The sequence below is a fragment of the Flavobacterium sp. P1_E4 genome, from assembly GCF_056405915.1.
Window position 1 is genome coordinate 99,496 of sequence record NZ_JBFUBE010000013.1, and the last position, 16,339, is coordinate 115,834.

The window sequence follows — 16,339 nt, forward strand, 5'->3', positions numbered from 1 at the left end:
CAGACATGACAAACTTTGTCTGGTTCATATCAAACATTTCCCTAAATTTGCTGTCATTATTTAGTTATAAAAAATCAACTATGTTACAAATTGCATTTATTAGAGAGAATCAAGAAAAAGTAATCAATGCTTTGGCCAAAAGAAATATGGATGCCAAAGGGATTGTTGAAGAAGTGGTACAACTGGATGAGAAACGTCGTGCGACACAAGTGGAGTTAGACAATACTTTATCCGAATCTAATAAATTATCCAAAGACATTGGGGATTTGATGAAAGCTGGGGAGAAATCGAAAGCGGCTATTCTTAAAGAAAAAACAGTTCTGTTAAAAGAAAAGAGCAAAGCATTGGGCGAAAGTGCCGTTGCTCTTGCAAATGAATTAACAGAGAAATTATATACTTTACCAAATCTTCCTGCCGATATTGTTCCTGTTGGAAAAACTCCGGAGGATAACTTAAATGTGTTTGAGGAAGGTGAAATTCCTGTATTACACGAAGGTGCACAACCACACTGGGAATTGGTTAAGAAATATGATATCATCGATTTTGAATTGGGTGTAAAGATAACCGGTGCAGGATTTCCTGTTTATAAAGGAAAAGGAGCTCGTTTGCAACGCGCTTTGATCAATTATTTCTTGGACAAAAATACGGAAGCTGGATACAAAGAAATGCAAGTGCCACATTTGGTAAACGAAGCATCTGCTTATGGAACTGGGCAATTGCCGGACAAAGAAGGTCAAATGTACCACGATGCTACCGATGACTTGTATTTGATTCCAACAGCTGAGGTTCCTGTAACCAATATATTTAGAGACGTCATTTTAAATGAAAATGAATTGCCTGTTAAGTACACAGGTTATACACCTTGTTTCCGTCGTGAAGCAGGTTCTTATGGTGCGCACGTACGTGGTTTGAACCGTTTGCATCAATTTGACAAAGTAGAGATCGTTCGTGTGGAGCATCCCGATAATTCATATGTAGCTCTTGATGGGATGGTAGAACACGTAAAAAGCATTTTGCAGGATTTGAAATTGCCTTATAGAATTTTACGTCTTTGTGGAGGCGATATGGGGTTTACATCGGCTTTGACTTATGATTTTGAAGTATATTCTACAGCGCAAGAACGTTGGTTGGAAATTTCATCAGTATCTAATTTTGAGACTTTCCAGGCCAATCGTTTGAAATTGCGTTTCAAAGACAAAGATGGGAAAAACCAATTGGCGCATACGCTTAACGGAAGTTCTTTGGCTTTGCCAAGAGTTCTTGCCGGAATTTTGGAAAACTACCAAACTCCAGAAGGAATCGTAATCCCAGAAGTATTGCGTTCATATTGCGGCTTTGATATTATTGACTAGTTCAAGTTATAAAATAGGAAAAGGGAAATCGTGAGATTTCCCTTTTTTATTTGAATAAAGTTAAAGTGAAAAACTATTTCTTGGCTTTGTCAAGTTCACCTATTGATAACGTTAATAACCCTCTACTTTTATTATAGATATTTTGATATCCTGAATTGGTTGTTCCTTGGGAAGGAGTACGGGTTATGTTCGAAATTCGGTTTTTGAAAGTGGTTATTTCTGTGTCGGTCAAATCGGAAGTGCTCATAATGACTACAAGTGATTTGAAGCTTTTTTGGGAATTCGAACTATTTGGAGTTCTTGTTTTATTAGTAAAACGGGAATCATTATAGATGGCCAAACTTTCGGGATCTTTAATTTCAGAAGCTGGGATTGCGCCTGCAAGATATAATTCAATATCTGCATAATTGTTAGAAACACTTGTGAGTATTCCTTTCACGTTGTCCCAATGACCTCCATAATTTTGAGGAACTACCCAATTTCCCCAACGATGAAACATCTCGTGTAATACTGGTCCATTGTCAATGTTGTTTTTGTAAAGAAAATAAATACCTTGTAATTTACCTGCTGAACCATATTCTGCTGTGTGGTCAAATAAATCAAGTCCGATTCCCTGCGTGTCATTTTTTATATGTTGGTATTCTCCATAAGGCATATCTGCAGGAAGATCTGTATTGTTCATTACAACGATAATGAAGTCAAATTCATCTTTGAGTACGGGATAGATTTCCGACTTGCAAAGTGTTTTTATTTTAGAAGAGGCTTCAGCTGAATTGATGGAATGGCTATTCCAATAATTATAATCATTAGCGGATAATTTTAAGTTGCAAAAAGCCCCGGAAGATTCAATTTTTAAATTGGTAGTGATGGGTTTTTCATTATTGTCCGATGGGTTTCCTTCATTATTGTCACAACCGGCAGTAATGAATAAGAGAATGAGAAAAAGAGAACAGAAAGGTTTGAAACTAAATTTAATGTACATAAAAGATTTTGATTTTAGGTTTTGGCAAAAGGGCATTTGGCAAAGAAACAAAAATACCAGAAATGTTTTGTAATAAAAATCTTCAAATTGTTTTAAGGTTAGTTTTATATGGTTGTGTTTTTTATTCAATACACTGTTAGTTTGAAGAAATAGGTTGTTCGAAAATAGATTTAGCGGAATAATAATTACTTTTACCAGATAATCAAACAACGGCCTGTTTTGTCTATTTTTTAAAGTTAGTTGTTGTTATAAAGTATATTTCACGTGTGATTATACATTAAAATTGATGTTCTAAGTGAATTTCGTTAATTATGCAAAAAATCCTGTTGTATATAAATTTGTTTTTGTCATTGGTTTGTTTTTCACAAAACGAGCAATTGGCACAGTATTATTATGACAAGGGTGATTTTGAGAAAGCTTTGGTTAGCTATCAGGAATTATCGGATGGTTTACCAACTAATCCTTTTTATTTTCAGCGAAAAATTGATTGTATGCAGCAATTACTTCAATTTGAACCGGCTGAAAAAGCAATTCAGGATCGATTGAACAAATACAAACAAGCTACACTTTTGGTTGAATTGGGATACAATTTTCAATTACAAAAAAATGATCCGAAAGCGAAAAAGTATTATGAAGATGCAATAGATAAAATCCGAAAAAACCCAAATGAGGTTTATGGAGTTGCCAATACTTTTGAAAAGAAAGTACTGCTGGAATATGCATTGAAATCCTATTTGGTAGCCAGTGAATTGGTACCAACTTTTGATTTTAAATACCAAACAGCGTTGTTGTATGGGCAATTGGGAAATACTGATCAGATGATTGCCAATTTTTTGGATGAAGCAGTTGAAAATCCACAATCTGCGTTGACGATTCAAAATCAATTGACACGTTATATGTCCTCAGATGGAGATTCTAAGTTCAATGATAGTCTTCGAAAAGCCTTGATTATTAGAGTTCAAAAAAGCCAGGATGTTTTTTGGAACCAATTCTTGAGTTGGTTTTATATGCAGCAAAAAGAATTTGGGAAAGCTTTTATTCAAGAAAAAGCAATTTATAAACGAAACCCAGAGTCTCTTTCCAGTATAATCAGTTTAGGGCAAATAGCCATTGAAGAAGGAGATAATGAGGTTGCCACAGAAGTTATGGATTATGTATTGTTAAACACTACTGATGTAGAGATGATTGTGCAAGCCCATACTTTTCTGCTGAAAATGAAAATGGAAAAGGCGCAGGAAAAAGATTTTGCAGCCATCAATACGCAATTTGAACTTTTGTTAAAGCAGTACGGTATAACACCAGTTACCTTATCTTTGCAGTTGAAACAAGCACATTTTGTTAGTTTCATAATGAAGAATCCTGTTGAAGGAACAGCCATTGTAAAGCGCGCAATGGAAATGCAACTGAACCAGTTTGATCAGGGGCAGTGTAAAATGGAGTTGGCCGATATTTTACTTTCGGAAGAAAAGTTTAATCAGGCGTTACTCTATTATTCGCAGATTGAGGAGAATTTGCAAAACAATGTATTGTCGCATGAAGCAAGCTTGAAATCGGCTAAAACGAGTTATTTTAAAACCGATTTTGAATGGGCCTTGAAGCAATTCAAAGAGTTGAAATCGGCCAGTACGCAGTTGATTGCCAATGATGCTTTGGAGTATTTTTTGTTGATTAACGACAATACCGTCGCCGATTCGACCCAAACGGCTTTGAAACAATTTGCCAAAGGAGATTATCTTTTGTACCAAAATAGGAATCAAGAAGCGATTGTTCAGTTTCAATCGATTCTGAAAAGTTTCAAAGGGCAGGAAATAGAAGGGGTAACTTTGTTGAGATTAGGAAGAATATATGAAAAGTTGGGTGATTATACTTTAGCTTTGGCACAATATCAAGACATAATTGACCATCATAGTGATGGGATTTATATTGATGAAGCTTTGTATTTTTCAGCAGATATTTATAACAAACAATTGCAACAACCTGATAAAGCGAAGGTATTGTATGAGAAAATAATTTTCAGCCATCAGGACAGTATTTATTTTGTTGATGCAAGGAGAAAATTCAGGGAATTACGAGGAGATACAAATTTATAAGAGAATAGTTTAATCGTTTAACTGTTTATTCGTTTAATCGAATCGGTTAAACGAATAAACAATTAAGCAAATCAACAGTAAAAATGATAATATATAATGTTACCACAAACATACACGAAAGTGTTCATGACAAATGGATGATCTGGATGCAGCACAAACACATTCCGGAAATGTTGGCTTGTGGAAAATTTATTTCAGCACGTTTAGTTCGTGTTTTGGTAGAAGAAGAAATGGGGGGAGTTACCTATTCAGTTCAATATACAACAGACAGCAAGGAAACATTAGATAGATATTACCTAGAAGATGCTCCTAAGCTAAGAGAAGAAGGCGAGAAATTGTTTGGCGATAAAATGCTGACTTTTAGAACCGAATTACAGGTAATAAGTGATCATTAATAGATTATTCGATTTTTAGATAGTTCGTTAGTTCGAAAATCTAACAATCTAATATTCGAAAATCGAATAAAATAAAATGGAAAAAGTAACAGCCAAAAAACACCTCGGACAGCATTTCTTAAAAGACGAAAGCGTAGCGAAAGACATCGCCGATACTTTGAATTTAGAAGGGTATGAAGATGTACTGGAAATAGGACCCGGAATGGGAGTACTGACCAAGTATTTATTGGACAAACCAATTAATACCTACGTTATCGAAATTGATACCGAATCGGTTGAATATTTGGGTGTTCATTATGACAAATTGAAAGACCGAATCATTTCAAAGGATTTCCTAAAATACGATATCAACGAAGTTTTCGCAGGAAAACAATTCGCTATAATTGGTAATTTTCCATATAATATTTCGACGCAAATTGTTTTTAAAACATTGGAATTACGCAATCAAATTCCAGAATTTGCAGGTATGTTTCAAAAAGAAGTAGCAGAACGCATCTGCGAAAAAAAAGGGAGTAAAGCGTATGGAATACTTTCGGTATTAGTAAAGGCATTTTATGATACCGAGTATTTATTTACCGTAGACGAAAATGTGTTTAGTCCGCCACCCAAAGTAAAATCTGGAGTGATGCGTATGCGTAGGAAGGAAGATTATAGTTTGCCTTGTAGCGAAAAGTTATTTTTCACGGTAGTGAAAACGGCTTTTCAACAGCGCAGAAAGACCTTGCGTAACAGTTTAAAAACCTTAAATTTGTCCGATAGTCTGAGAGAAGATGAAGTTTTTAATCTTCGCCCCGAACAATTGGATTACACAGAATTTATTGCATTGACCCAAAAAATAGAAGCGGATGGAGTTTAAAATCAGCAAAGAATTAATACAACAACTAGAGAATCTCATTCAAAGTAAAAACATTGATGAAATAGAGATTTTGCTTAATGATTTGCATCATGCCGATATTGCAGAGATGCTTTACAAATTGGACTTAAACGATGCTGCTTATATTTTTAAAGTTTTAGATAGTGAAAAAACTGCTGAGATTCTATTAGAAATAAATGAAGATTTAAGAGAAGAAATCCTCAGCAGATTATCAGCAAAAGAAATTGCAGAAGAATTAGACGAACTCGAAACTAATGATGCTGCCGATATTATAGCAGAACTTTCTCAGAGCAAAAAAGAAGAAGTAATATTAGAACTTCAAGATGTTGAGCATGCCAAAGATATTGTCGAATTGTTGCGTTATGCAGAAGATTCCGCAGGTGGTATTATGCATAAAGAGTTAGTTAAAGTTAATGAAAACTGGAATGTACTTACTTGTATAAAAGAAATGCGCATTCAGGCAAAGGATATTTCAAGAGTACATTCGATTTATGTGGTTGATGATGATGACAGATTACTAGGGCGTTTATCGTTAAAAGATTTATTAACTACTTCGGCAAGAACTCAAATAAGCGATGTTTATATCAAAAAATTAAACTTTGTAAAGGTTGATGACGAAGATGTTGAGGTAGCTCGAATCATGCAAAAATACGATTTGGAAGCAATTCCAGTTGTTGATGAATTAGGGCGCTTAGTGGGCAGGATTACCATAGATGATATTTTAGACGTAATTGAACAACGTGATACAGAGGATATCCAGAAATTTGGGGGTACCGAAGGATTGGATTTATCTTATACTAAAACAACATTAATGGAGCTCGTTCGTAAAAGAGCGGGTTGGTTGGTTATTTTGTTTTTAGGAGAAATGTTCACTGCTTCGGCTATGGGATATTATGAAATAATATTATCTAAGGCAGTTGTTTTAGGCTTATTTATCCCATTAATCATTTCCAGTGGTGGTAATTCAGGATCACAAGCGGCATCCTTAATTATCAGAGCCATGGCATTGAAAGAATTGCAATTAAGCGATTGGTGGTATGTTATGAAAAAAGAAATTTTATCAGGGTTATTACTCGGGACAATACTTGGAATCATTGGATTTATTAGGATATTGATATGGCAAGAATCTGGAATTTATGATTACGGGCCATACTGGTTTTGGGTTGCTTTGAGCGTTTCTATTTCATTAGTAGCAATAGTTCTCTGGGGAACCTTATCGGGTTCTTTAATTCCTTTTGTGTTGCGAAGAGTAGGTCTTGATCCAGCAACTGCATCGGCACCTTTTGTGGCAACGATAGTGGATGTAACGGGATTGATTATTTATTTTTCGATTGCCCTGTTTTTCTTGAGTGGAAAATTATTGTAATAATCATGATGTTTTTTGTGGCATGATTTATTTTTGGATAGCTAGATTAATATTAGGATATTAACTATCGATAGTTTTAGAATTTAACAATTATCCCGAATTTATTTATATAAAAAAATAATAAATTCGGGATTTTTCGTGTACTTTGTGTCCTGATCGTTTCTGCTCCATTTGAGGAGAATTTTAAGTAAGTATTAAATACTTTTTGGTGTCCAAATGCTATTAACAAATCAAAGAATAAAACAAACCGAAATGAAAATACACATTATAGGCGGCGGAAACCTTGGAGCTTCAATCGCAATAGGAATTGCGAAATTCACTACCAATAATCAAGTTACCGTAACTAGACGCAACATTGCTCCTATTTCACATTTAAAAGAGCTTGGAGTTACCGTTACTACTGATAATACTAGCAATATTCAAGAAGCAGATATCATTATCTTGACTATAAAGCCATATCAGGTTGATACTGTTTTGGCCGAGATATTGCCTAGTATTTCAAACAAAGTAATCGCTTCAGCCGTAAGTGGATTATCCATAGAGAATTTACAAAACAAAATAGGGGATAGCCATAGTGCAGTTCGCATTATGCCAAATATAGCTGCGCAATTTGGTGCATCGGCAACTTGTATCGCCTTTCACGAAAAAAACAAAGAAAAAGCTCAAGCGACAGTTGCGCTATTTCAAGCATTAGGAACAGCTCCTATCATTGATGAAAAATTAATGGATGCTGCAACTGTTCTTGCGGCGAGTGGAACTGCTTTTGCCTTGCGTTACATCCGTGCATCGATGCAAGCAGGAATTGAAATAGGTTTTGATTGGCAAACAGCTTTAGCTATTTCAGCTCAAACAGTAAAAGGTGCCGCCGAAATGTTACTTGAGGAAAAAGGGCATCCAGAACAATTGATCGACCGTGTAACTACACCACAAGGTTGTACAATTGCTGGATTAAACGAAATGGAATTACATGGTTTCAGTTCTTCTTTAATCAAAGGAATTAAAACCTCGCTGAAACAAATTAAGGGATAAAAATCACTTGGGCGTGCCACCATAAAAAAAGGGGCCAACTCATCTAAAACTGTTGAGTCGGCCCCTTTCCTTTATGCTGTCAGGCTGTCCGCCTTTACTTCGGTAACTTGCTTCCATCCTTCACGCTGTAACCCACATCTTAAAGGGTTATAAGGTGTTTTTGTCTTTTATGTGAATAAAGCTTTTAATTCGGTGGCTTCATGAGGATTCATTTTACCAGCCAACACTAAGCTTAATTGCTTTCTTCTCAACGCAGCATCATAACGTTGTATTTCCAATTCTGTTTGAGGTTCAATCAGCGGAACTTCTACAGGTCTTCCTGTATCATCTACTGCCACAAATGTGTAAATTGCTTCGTTAGCCTTGGTTCTGTTTCCGGACTGACGGTCTTCTACCCAAACGTCCAGATAAATTTCCATCGAACTTTTAAAAGCTCTCGATACTTTGGCCTCAATAATTACTACGCTGCCCAATGGAATAGATTTGTTAAAAGCCACATGATTTACAGATGCAGTCACACCAATACGGCGTGAATGTCTTCCGGCCGCAATACTTGCTGCGCGATCCATTCTTGCCAATAATTCTCCTCCAAATAAGTTATTCAAAGGATTGGTTTCGCTTGGTAAAACCAAATCGGTTAATATCGTCAAGGATTCTGAAGGATGTTTTGGTGTCATACTTTTATATGAGAATTATTAATTTTAATTTAATTTGAATCTTTAGTTTAGCCAATATACAGCCATCACTGAAGGAATAAAATACAATACAATAGTTCTGGCTCCGTCATAATCTTTGGCCAAACGTTGTCCAAAAAGTAACATGATAAGCGTGATGCAAGAAAAAATGGCTCCATATAAACCGTAGATTCTACCGCTATTTAAAGCTATTTCTATAGCACCAACCACGCATAAAATGCCTGAAATTAACTCTAAAATTAAAACATTTACCAAAGCCAATGGCACCTGATTACGTAAAGGAGTTTCTGCAAAATGTTCTTTAAGCCAATCGATATTGTCTTTCCAATGGAATAGTTTATCCTGTGAAGACTGTAAAAAAGTGATAGCTAAAAAAACTAAGATTAAAATAGAGGCAATGTTATTCATGGGGTTTTATTTTTTATGAATTAAACGAGTAAGTTTTATGGATAAATCTGTTAAAATTATTTTGGCATTACCATTGCGTTCTATATGATACATCGCATCTGATAGTTCTTTAAATATTTCAGTAATGTTATTCCCGTTTACAAAAGGAGCAAAGTTTTCAAGTTTGAATTTTTCGACTTTCGGTTCAATGTAAACAAGTGTTTTTGTTTCATAATTAAGCAACAAAGCCTGGCGGAACATTTCAATACAAAATTGGAGAAATTTCTTTTGTGTCTCTCTTCCCAAAGTAGCAATCTGTTCACTCCATTCAATTAAGTCTTGTATGGCTGCAGCATTTCCTTTGGCTTTAAAAGCTGCCCGTACCCAAGTAACAAACCATTGTTCGAAAGGTAGTGCTTCATTATCATCATATAATAGGTGCAAGGCTTTGTTATAATTTCCCTGGGATTGATGAGCTATTTTTAAAGCTTCTTTAAGTTCAATTTGCTCTCTTTCTATAAGTCCGTCAGCAATAACTTGTTCGCTCAAACCGCTAAAATGAGTGATTTGACAACGTGAACGAATTGTTTGAATGATATCTTCTTCGTTTTCTGAGATGAGAATGAAAACTGTTTTTTCAGGTGGTTCTTCGAGTAATTTTAGGAGTTTATTGGAAGCGGCAATGTTCATTTTATCCGCCATCCAAATAATCATTATTTTGTATCCACCTTCATATGATTTTAAGGAAAGAGATTTTAGAATTTCTTGCGCATCATCCACACGAATTTCTCCCTGTTTGTTCTGAACTCCCAATTTGGCATACCAGTCAAATAATCCGCCATAAGGATTTTCTAAAACAAATTGTCTCCAGTCTACAATAAAATCAATGCTTTTTGGTTTTACTTTTACTTCCTCGGTAGTAACAGTTGGGTATATGAAATGTAAATCGGGATGAGATAATTTTTGAAATTTAAGACTACAGGATTCGTTAAGAGTCTCATTACTATTACATAAAATATGATGAGTGTAGGCTATAGCCATGGCTAAAGTTCCACTGCCTTCAGGACCAATGAATAATTGAGCATGCGGTATTCTGCCTAAATTAGCACTTTGAATTAAGTGATTTTTAATGTACTCTTGCCCTAAAATTTTTGAAAATTCCATGAAGCAAAGATAGGAGAAAATGATAGTTTCAAAAATTTTCTATTACAAAGTTTGTTTTTTGCTGAGTTTTGAAGGTAAATTTCAAAAGAATAACAGGAGTGTTATTTGTTCACTTTTCAACCATCAACTGTTAATAACTTCTGTATTGTTTTTCCTTATTTATATTTATGAAGTTTATTACTACATAAATAAATAAGTAAAAACTTATTTAAAATATTAAATTTCAATTACCTATTATTTTTTTTAAATGCAATTTATCTCGATAAAAGGTAATGTTTACTCGGTGTAAAACAGTTTTTTCGCTCAATTTGGAATTAAAAAGATCTTTAATTTTTTCTATAGGACTTGCAAATTCAATTTAATTGTATATTTTTGTTTTATTAATTAATAAATCCAAGTTATGAAAGGGAAAATTATATTTTTCAGTATCGTTATGTTAGCATTAACTTCTAAAGGCTTCGCACAGGCAAAACCAAATATGCCAAAAAGTATAATTAGCACCTCTGCTTCACTACGTACTTATTATGATGATAAGACACTTAGAGCTATGTCTAAAGGGGAATTAGTGGAATTGTACATTGAGCGCATGAAAGTAATTGTCAAAACATTACCTCATATTGCATTGGCTACAAAGCCAGGGGTAACTATGACAGACTTAGGTATTCCAGACGATGCAGATAATAGAAAAGCATTGGATTTAGAAACTGAAGCAACACAAACTTACATAGAAATCACTGTGAATTTCTTGAGAAAAATGCTTCCTTATGCTGATAAAAATCAATTAGTGACTATGGTTTTGTTCTATGAGCAAACTTTGAAGTCATTGCATGAAGTTGAGCAACAATAGAAAAATGTTTTTTAGATAAGATGTCACAATCTTAAGCTAAGTTTGATCTTTTACTCTTTAATGAGATAATAAACTCTTGACCTACGGAGATTACAAATAATAATTTAATACCCCCCAAACCTATGAAAAATATATTTATTATATGGGTTTTCCTTGCGACTGTTTGCAGCGTAAATGCACAACAAGAAAAAGGTATAATTGGATCAAGCAATTGGTTGAATAACTGGACTGAATTTAAACCGGGCAAAGCTGATTATGGCGAAGCTACACAGATTTTGGCTGGTAATATTACTGAGAATACTAAACTTGTAAAAAAGGATGTTTACATTATTCAAGGTAATGTATACGTGACTAATAATGCAGTTCTTACAATTGAACCAGGTACTGTAATTATCGGTGACGCTGAATCAAAAGGAACTTTGATTATTACTAAAGGTGCACAAATTCTTGCTGAAGGTTTAGAGACAGATCCTATTGTTTTTACTTCCAATAAATCTTTAAAGAAAGCTGGTGATTGGGGAGGCATAGTTATTCTAGGCGATGCTCCAATTAATAAGTTTGGAAATTATTCTTCGGTTAATTTTGATTTAGACCCTAGTTTGACTACTTATGGAGGAGTAAATCCTGCAAGTTCTTCTGGTGTTATGAAGTTTGTAAGAATTGAATACGCTGGAAAAAAAGTAAGAGGTTCCTCGGAGAGTTTTAATGCTCTTTTACTAGGAGGAATTGGTAATAAAACAATCTTAGAAAACATTATGGTAAGTTATGCTGCTGGAGACTCTTTTGAAGTTCTTGGTGGTGAGCCCGTAATGACTAAAATGGTTTCTTATAAATCTAACGGAATAGATTTTAAATTTACTTTAGGTGCACAAGCTAAAATTGATAATTCATTAGCGGTTAGATCTTCTTATTTGACAAGTAGTGCTGGATCTCGTTGTTTAGATGTTTCTTCATATGCTAAGAAAGAAGAGGTAGACTTTACAAAAAAACAAACTTTAGTTACTGCTACTAATTTAACACTTGCAAATGATAGTGATAATATAGATCAAGATATCAAAGCAGGTTTAGTAAAAGAAGGTGTCTATGTGGCTGAAAATTGTTCTTTAGTTTTAAGAAAAAGTGTGATTTCTGGATTTAGTCCAGCAGTTGTATTTGACAGTAAAATTGAAATCAACGACAAAAATCTTAAGAAAATTAGAATAGAAGACATGTACTTGAATTTCTGTAATGGTAATATCTTTAGTGAAGGCTCTACTGAAAATGAAGATTTAGAAAGTTATTACGGAAATAACGCTTTCTTTATTTTGTATTCTAAAACAACAAACTTAGAAACCTTTAATGATTTTGCAAATCCTAGAAGACCAGACTTTAGGTTGGCACTTTCAAAATTTACAGCAGCTACTAAATAAAAATTTATAATTGTTATTAAATTAATAAAATGAAAGTTGGACCTAATAATTAATGAGGTTTAGCTTTCATTTTATTAATTTAAAATAGTTTTTAAATTGTTTTATTTGTATTCCAGTTTTCTAAGAATGAGCTTAACCTAGCAATTGGTTGAGAGTCCAATGATAATTTGCGAATTGCATGTGTCTCTATGAATAGCAATAAATATCACATATGAAAAGCAAAACTACTTCTTTTTTTTCTTCCGGTTTATTTATGTTTTTTTGGATGTTGTTGGTTCTGCCTTCAACTATAACTTTGTTTGCTCAAACATCAATTTTACCTCAAAAACTTGGGTATCCTAGAATTTGTGCCAACATACCAAATGTTGATTATCCAAGTGGTTATAATAGATATGAGGTTCCTTTTAAAATAAGTGGTTTTTCTGCAACTGAGACTTTTATAGTTTTACTCTCCAATGATGACTTTACGACTGTTAGTAAACCCAATATAATACTTAACAGCTCAACTACTCCTGCTGATACTCCAACGGACAAAACACTTACTTTTGAAGTGCCTGCTGATTTAATTGGTTCGGACACTTATAAATTAAGAGTACAAAGCATATCAGGGGTCACAAGTGTTGACTTTAAATCAAGTGATTTACTAACTTCTTTCCCTATTCATTTTTTGTCTTTTTCTGGAAATTTTTCTATTAATAATAAGAGTGAAACACTTAGTTTTTGTGCTGGAGGAAGTGGTATACTTGCTATAGACAATTCTACGCCGTCTGTTCCTAATACTTCTCCATTGCAATATCCTCAATTGAAGTATAAATGGTATAAGGATGGGAATGTTATACCTAATGAATCCAATAGTACATTGTCAGTTAATCAGGGAGGGGATTATTATGTGGAAGTTGATTATGGTCCTTGTACCGATTTAAATACACATTCACAAGTTGTTAAAGTATCAGGTGCTTCAGGTTCTGGGACGGTAATTACTTCAAGTTCAGGAAATCCTTTTTGCTTTAGTTTGGGTAAAACTACATTAACGGCTACTGGTGGTAATTCTTATGTTTGGAGAAAAGATAATAATGTCATTGACGGAGCGATATCACAGACTTATGAAACCGATCAATCTGGTGTCTATACTTGTGATGTCGATTTTGGTGGTTGTAAAGGATTGGGAACGATAGACTTAAAGGTATTAAAAACCAACAGTTCCATTTCAGGTGTTGATGTTGACAAAGTCAATAATATAAATGAGGGTGAAACACTGAACGCAACTATAACATCTGATGCTGCTAGTCCTTCTTATCAATGGTTTTTCGATGATGTAGCCATACCGGGTGCTGATAAAAATTTCATTGACATTACTGCTCAAGGAAAGTACAAAGGGGTTGTCACGCAAAATACAGGATGTATTATTGCGGATGAATTTCCTTTTGAAGTTTCTTTTAAAGTGAATTTAAATGTTCCTAAAATCCCTAATATTGTCACTCCAAACAATGATGGTACTAATGATACTTGGATTATTCCTGATAAATATTTAGCTGGAACAAATACCCATATTGTGATTTTAAGCTCTTCTGGTGAAATTGTTTATCAAACAGATAATTATGACAATTATAGTGGTTGGCCACAAACTGCCATAGAATTTAAAAATTTCAATCCCGTTTATTATTATATAATTACTCCAACTGGCGAGTCTGCCAAAAAGGGTTCGATAACTCTTCTGAAATAATATGAAAAAAATTTTACTAAGCGTTTTCTTTTTTTGCTGTTCGATACATGTCTTCTATGCCCAACAAGAAGATGGTGTTGTATCTTATGTTATCCCTCCAGGAAACTCTTTGAAATTTAATTCGTTTGTAATTAACCCTACATTTAGTTTTGTTAGACAGCAAAGTGCCTATATTACTTTATTCAATAAAACTCAATGGACAGGTTTTGATAATGCTCCTAAAACATATTTGTTAAGCTATTCAGGACGTTTTAGAGAGAATGAAGGTGTGGCCTTAGGTATTTTTCAACAAACTCAAGGAGTACTTTCAACTACTGGTTTGGTTGCCAATTTTGCTCATAATATTCTATTGCAGGAAGATAGTAATTTGACTTTTGGAATGAATTTGAGCGCTTATAAAAGTGGATTGAATAGTGGGAAAGTTGTCTCTAATTACCCAGATCCATCATTAGATAATATACCGTCAAATACAGTAATGACTATCAACCCTGGTATCAATTATGGAACCACTTTTTTTGATTTCGGTTTGGCCTTTAATAATTTAGTTAGCTATAGTTTTAACTCTGGGATTTTAAAAGATGATCCTAATAAAGGAATCGAAGGACATGTGATGTATACGGGTTTTATTGATTCTTATGGGTTTTTTGACAAAAGTAAATTTTCCGGTTTGATTAAAACTGAAGTGAATAAAGAGGAAACTGTTTTTTCTGGTTCCGCTATGTTTACAATTCCCAAAGGAATATGGGTGCAAGGGGGGTATCATTCTGTTTTGGGAATGACTGCTGGTTTTGGTCTTAATATTACGCCGAAAATCGCTCTTGAATATTCTTATGGAATGGGATTAGGTGATATCTCAGATTTAGGTGCTTCTCATATAATTGTATTAGCCTATAAATTCAAAAACAATAATTTTGATTATGGTGATGATGAGGAAGAAGGGGCTTTGATTGAACGAGCTCCAATACAAAAAACATCAGTTGCTAAACCAAAAGCTGATGCTAAAACAGTTGCTGATACTAAAGTAGCTCAGCAACAAAAAATAGCTGAAAATAGAGCCAAATTAGTTGCTGATCAGAAAGCGAAAGCAAACGCTATTGAAGAGGCAAGAAAAGCTAAATTAGCTGCAGATGCTAAAGCCAAAGCAGATGCTGCCACATTAGCATTAACAAATAAAAAACAAGAGCCTGTTTCTAGCACTAAACTGGGAGCAGATGCAAAAACAAAAGCAGATGCTGATGCGTCTGCAAAATTAGTCGCTGATGCAAAAGCTAAAGAGGCCGCAAAAGCAAAACTAGCTGCTGATGCTAAAGCTAAAGCGGATGCCGATGCAGCCGCTGTTAAATTGGCTGCTGATAATAAAGCCAAAGCAAATGCAGAGAAATTAGCTGCAGATGCAAAAGTAAAAGCTGATGCCGATGCAGTCGCTGCTAAGTTGGCTGCTGACCAAAAAGCTAAAGCAGATGCTGCTGCTGCTAAATTGGCTGCCGATGCCAAAGTTAAAGCTGACGCTGATGCCGCTGCTGCTAAATTGGCAGCTGATAACAAAGCTAAAGCCGATGCTGCTGCATCTTCTGCGAAACTTGCTGCTGATACCAAAGTGAAAGCTGATGCTGATGCTGCGGCTGCGAAACTTGCTGCTGACGCCAAAGCGAAAGCTGATGCTGATGCTACCGCTGCAAAACTGGCTGCTGATAATAAAGTGAAAGCTGATGCTGATGCCGCCGCTGCAAAATTGGCWGCWGATAATAAAGCGAAAGCTGATGCCGATGCTGCTGCCGCAAAACTTGCYGCTGATAATAAAGYYAAAGCTGAYGCTGATGCCGCTGCTGTGAAACTTGCTGCAGATGCTAAAGCTAAAGCAGATGCTGATGCCACTGCCGCGAAACTTGCCGCTGATAATAAAGCCAAAGCTGATGCTGATGCCGCCGCTGCAAAATTGGCTGCTGATAATAAAGCGAAAGCTGATGCCGATGCTGCTGCCGCAAAACTTGCTGCTGATAATAAAGTTAAAGCTGACGCTGATGCC

14 protein-coding genes are annotated in these 16,339 nt (G+C 34.9%); 10 read left to right on the forward strand and 4 right to left on the reverse strand.

The window, feature by feature from the left end:
- The first annotated feature begins 80 nt into the window (after window positions 1-80).
- Window positions 81-1,352 carry a serine--tRNA ligase gene (serS, locus tag AC1DY0_RS13060; protein WP_477189033.1) on the forward strand — a complete coding sequence of 424 codons (1,272 nt, stop codon included), beginning with the start codon at window positions 81-83 and terminating at the stop codon, window positions 1,350-1,352.
- Window positions 1,353-1,425: 73 nt separating this feature from the next.
- Here serS and AC1DY0_RS13065 read toward each other — a convergent pair whose 3' ends face one another.
- Window positions 1,426-2,334: a hypothetical protein gene (locus tag AC1DY0_RS13065; protein WP_477189034.1), complete on the reverse strand. Its 909-nt coding sequence runs from the start codon at window positions 2,332-2,334 to the stop codon at window positions 1,426-1,428.
- A 311-nt stretch (window positions 2,335-2,645) separates the two neighbouring features.
- On the opposite strand from AC1DY0_RS13065, the gene AC1DY0_RS13070 reads away from it, so the two are divergent.
- The 5 genes from AC1DY0_RS13070 to proC all read left to right on the forward strand — a co-directional run bounded on the left by AC1DY0_RS13070 (window position 2,646) and on the right by proC (window position 8,088).
- Window positions 2,646-4,424: a tetratricopeptide repeat protein gene (locus AC1DY0_RS13070; RefSeq protein WP_477189035.1), complete on the forward strand. Its 1,779-nt coding sequence runs from the start codon at window positions 2,646-2,648 to the stop codon at window positions 4,422-4,424.
- 83 nt (window positions 4,425-4,507) lie between these two features.
- Window positions 4,508-4,819: a DUF4286 family protein gene (locus AC1DY0_RS13075; RefSeq protein WP_326399400.1), complete on the forward strand. Its 312-nt coding sequence runs from the start codon at window positions 4,508-4,510 to the stop codon at window positions 4,817-4,819.
- A 76-nt stretch (window positions 4,820-4,895) separates the two neighbouring features.
- Entirely contained in the window at window positions 4,896-5,675 is a 780-nt protein-coding gene (rsmA, locus tag AC1DY0_RS13080) for a 16S rRNA (adenine(1518)-N(6)/adenine(1519)-N(6))-dimethyltransferase RsmA (protein WP_477189036.1), read from the forward strand.
- Window positions 5,665-7,059: a magnesium transporter gene (mgtE, locus tag AC1DY0_RS13085; RefSeq protein WP_116796516.1), complete on the forward strand. Its 1,395-nt coding sequence runs from the start codon at window positions 5,665-5,667 to the stop codon at window positions 7,057-7,059. The genes rsmA and mgtE overlap by 11 nt, the downstream gene beginning before the upstream one ends.
- Window positions 7,060-7,311: 252 nt before the next feature.
- Window positions 7,312-8,088 carry a pyrroline-5-carboxylate reductase gene (proC, locus tag AC1DY0_RS13090; RefSeq protein ID WP_477189037.1) on the forward strand — a complete coding sequence of 259 codons (777 nt, stop codon included), beginning with the start codon at window positions 7,312-7,314 and terminating at the stop codon, window positions 8,086-8,088.
- A 167-nt stretch (window positions 8,089-8,255) separates the two neighbouring features.
- Here the strand turns inward: proC and AC1DY0_RS13095 are convergent, their stop codons facing one another.
- Genes AC1DY0_RS13095 through AC1DY0_RS13105 form a run of 3 tightly spaced genes read right to left on the reverse strand, consistent with a single transcriptional unit; the run spans window position 8,256 to window position 10,334 of the window.
- A complete protein-coding gene (locus AC1DY0_RS13095; RefSeq protein WP_116796514.1) occupies window positions 8,256-8,765 on the reverse strand; it encodes an acyl-CoA thioesterase in 510 nt (169 codons plus the stop codon).
- A gap of 42 nt (window positions 8,766-8,807) precedes the next feature.
- On the reverse strand, window positions 8,808-9,191 hold the full coding sequence (locus AC1DY0_RS13100; RefSeq protein ID WP_477189038.1) for a DoxX family protein: 384 nt from the start codon (window positions 9,189-9,191) through the stop codon (window positions 8,808-8,810).
- A gap of 6 nt (window positions 9,192-9,197) precedes the next feature.
- Complete coding sequence (locus tag AC1DY0_RS13105) at window positions 9,198-10,334, reverse strand: DNA polymerase III subunit (RefSeq protein ID WP_477189039.1); 1,137 nt, start codon at window positions 10,332-10,334, stop codon at window positions 9,198-9,200.
- A 400-nt stretch (window positions 10,335-10,734) separates the two neighbouring features.
- On the opposite strand from AC1DY0_RS13105, the gene AC1DY0_RS13110 reads away from it, so the two are divergent.
- The 4 genes from AC1DY0_RS13110 to AC1DY0_RS13125 all read left to right on the forward strand — a co-directional run.
- Entirely contained in the window at window positions 10,735-11,181 is a 447-nt protein-coding gene (locus AC1DY0_RS13110) for a hypothetical protein (RefSeq protein WP_326398935.1), read from the forward strand.
- A 122-nt stretch (window positions 11,182-11,303) separates the two neighbouring features.
- The gene (locus tag AC1DY0_RS13115) at window positions 11,304-12,590 is read left to right on the forward strand and encodes a hypothetical protein (protein ID WP_477189040.1); all 1,287 of its coding nucleotides are present in this window, start codon (window positions 11,304-11,306) and stop codon (window positions 12,588-12,590) included.
- A gap of 211 nt (window positions 12,591-12,801) precedes the next feature.
- Window positions 12,802-14,313 (forward strand): T9SS type B sorting domain-containing protein, encoded by a 1,512-nt coding sequence (locus tag AC1DY0_RS13120; protein ID WP_477189041.1) that lies wholly within the window; start codon window positions 12,802-12,804, stop codon window positions 14,311-14,313.
- Window position 14,314: 1 nt separating this feature from the next.
- The coding region (locus AC1DY0_RS13125) for a PorP/SprF family type IX secretion system membrane protein (RefSeq protein ID WP_477189042.1) at window positions 14,315-16,339 on the forward strand (2,025 nt) is incomplete at its 3' end.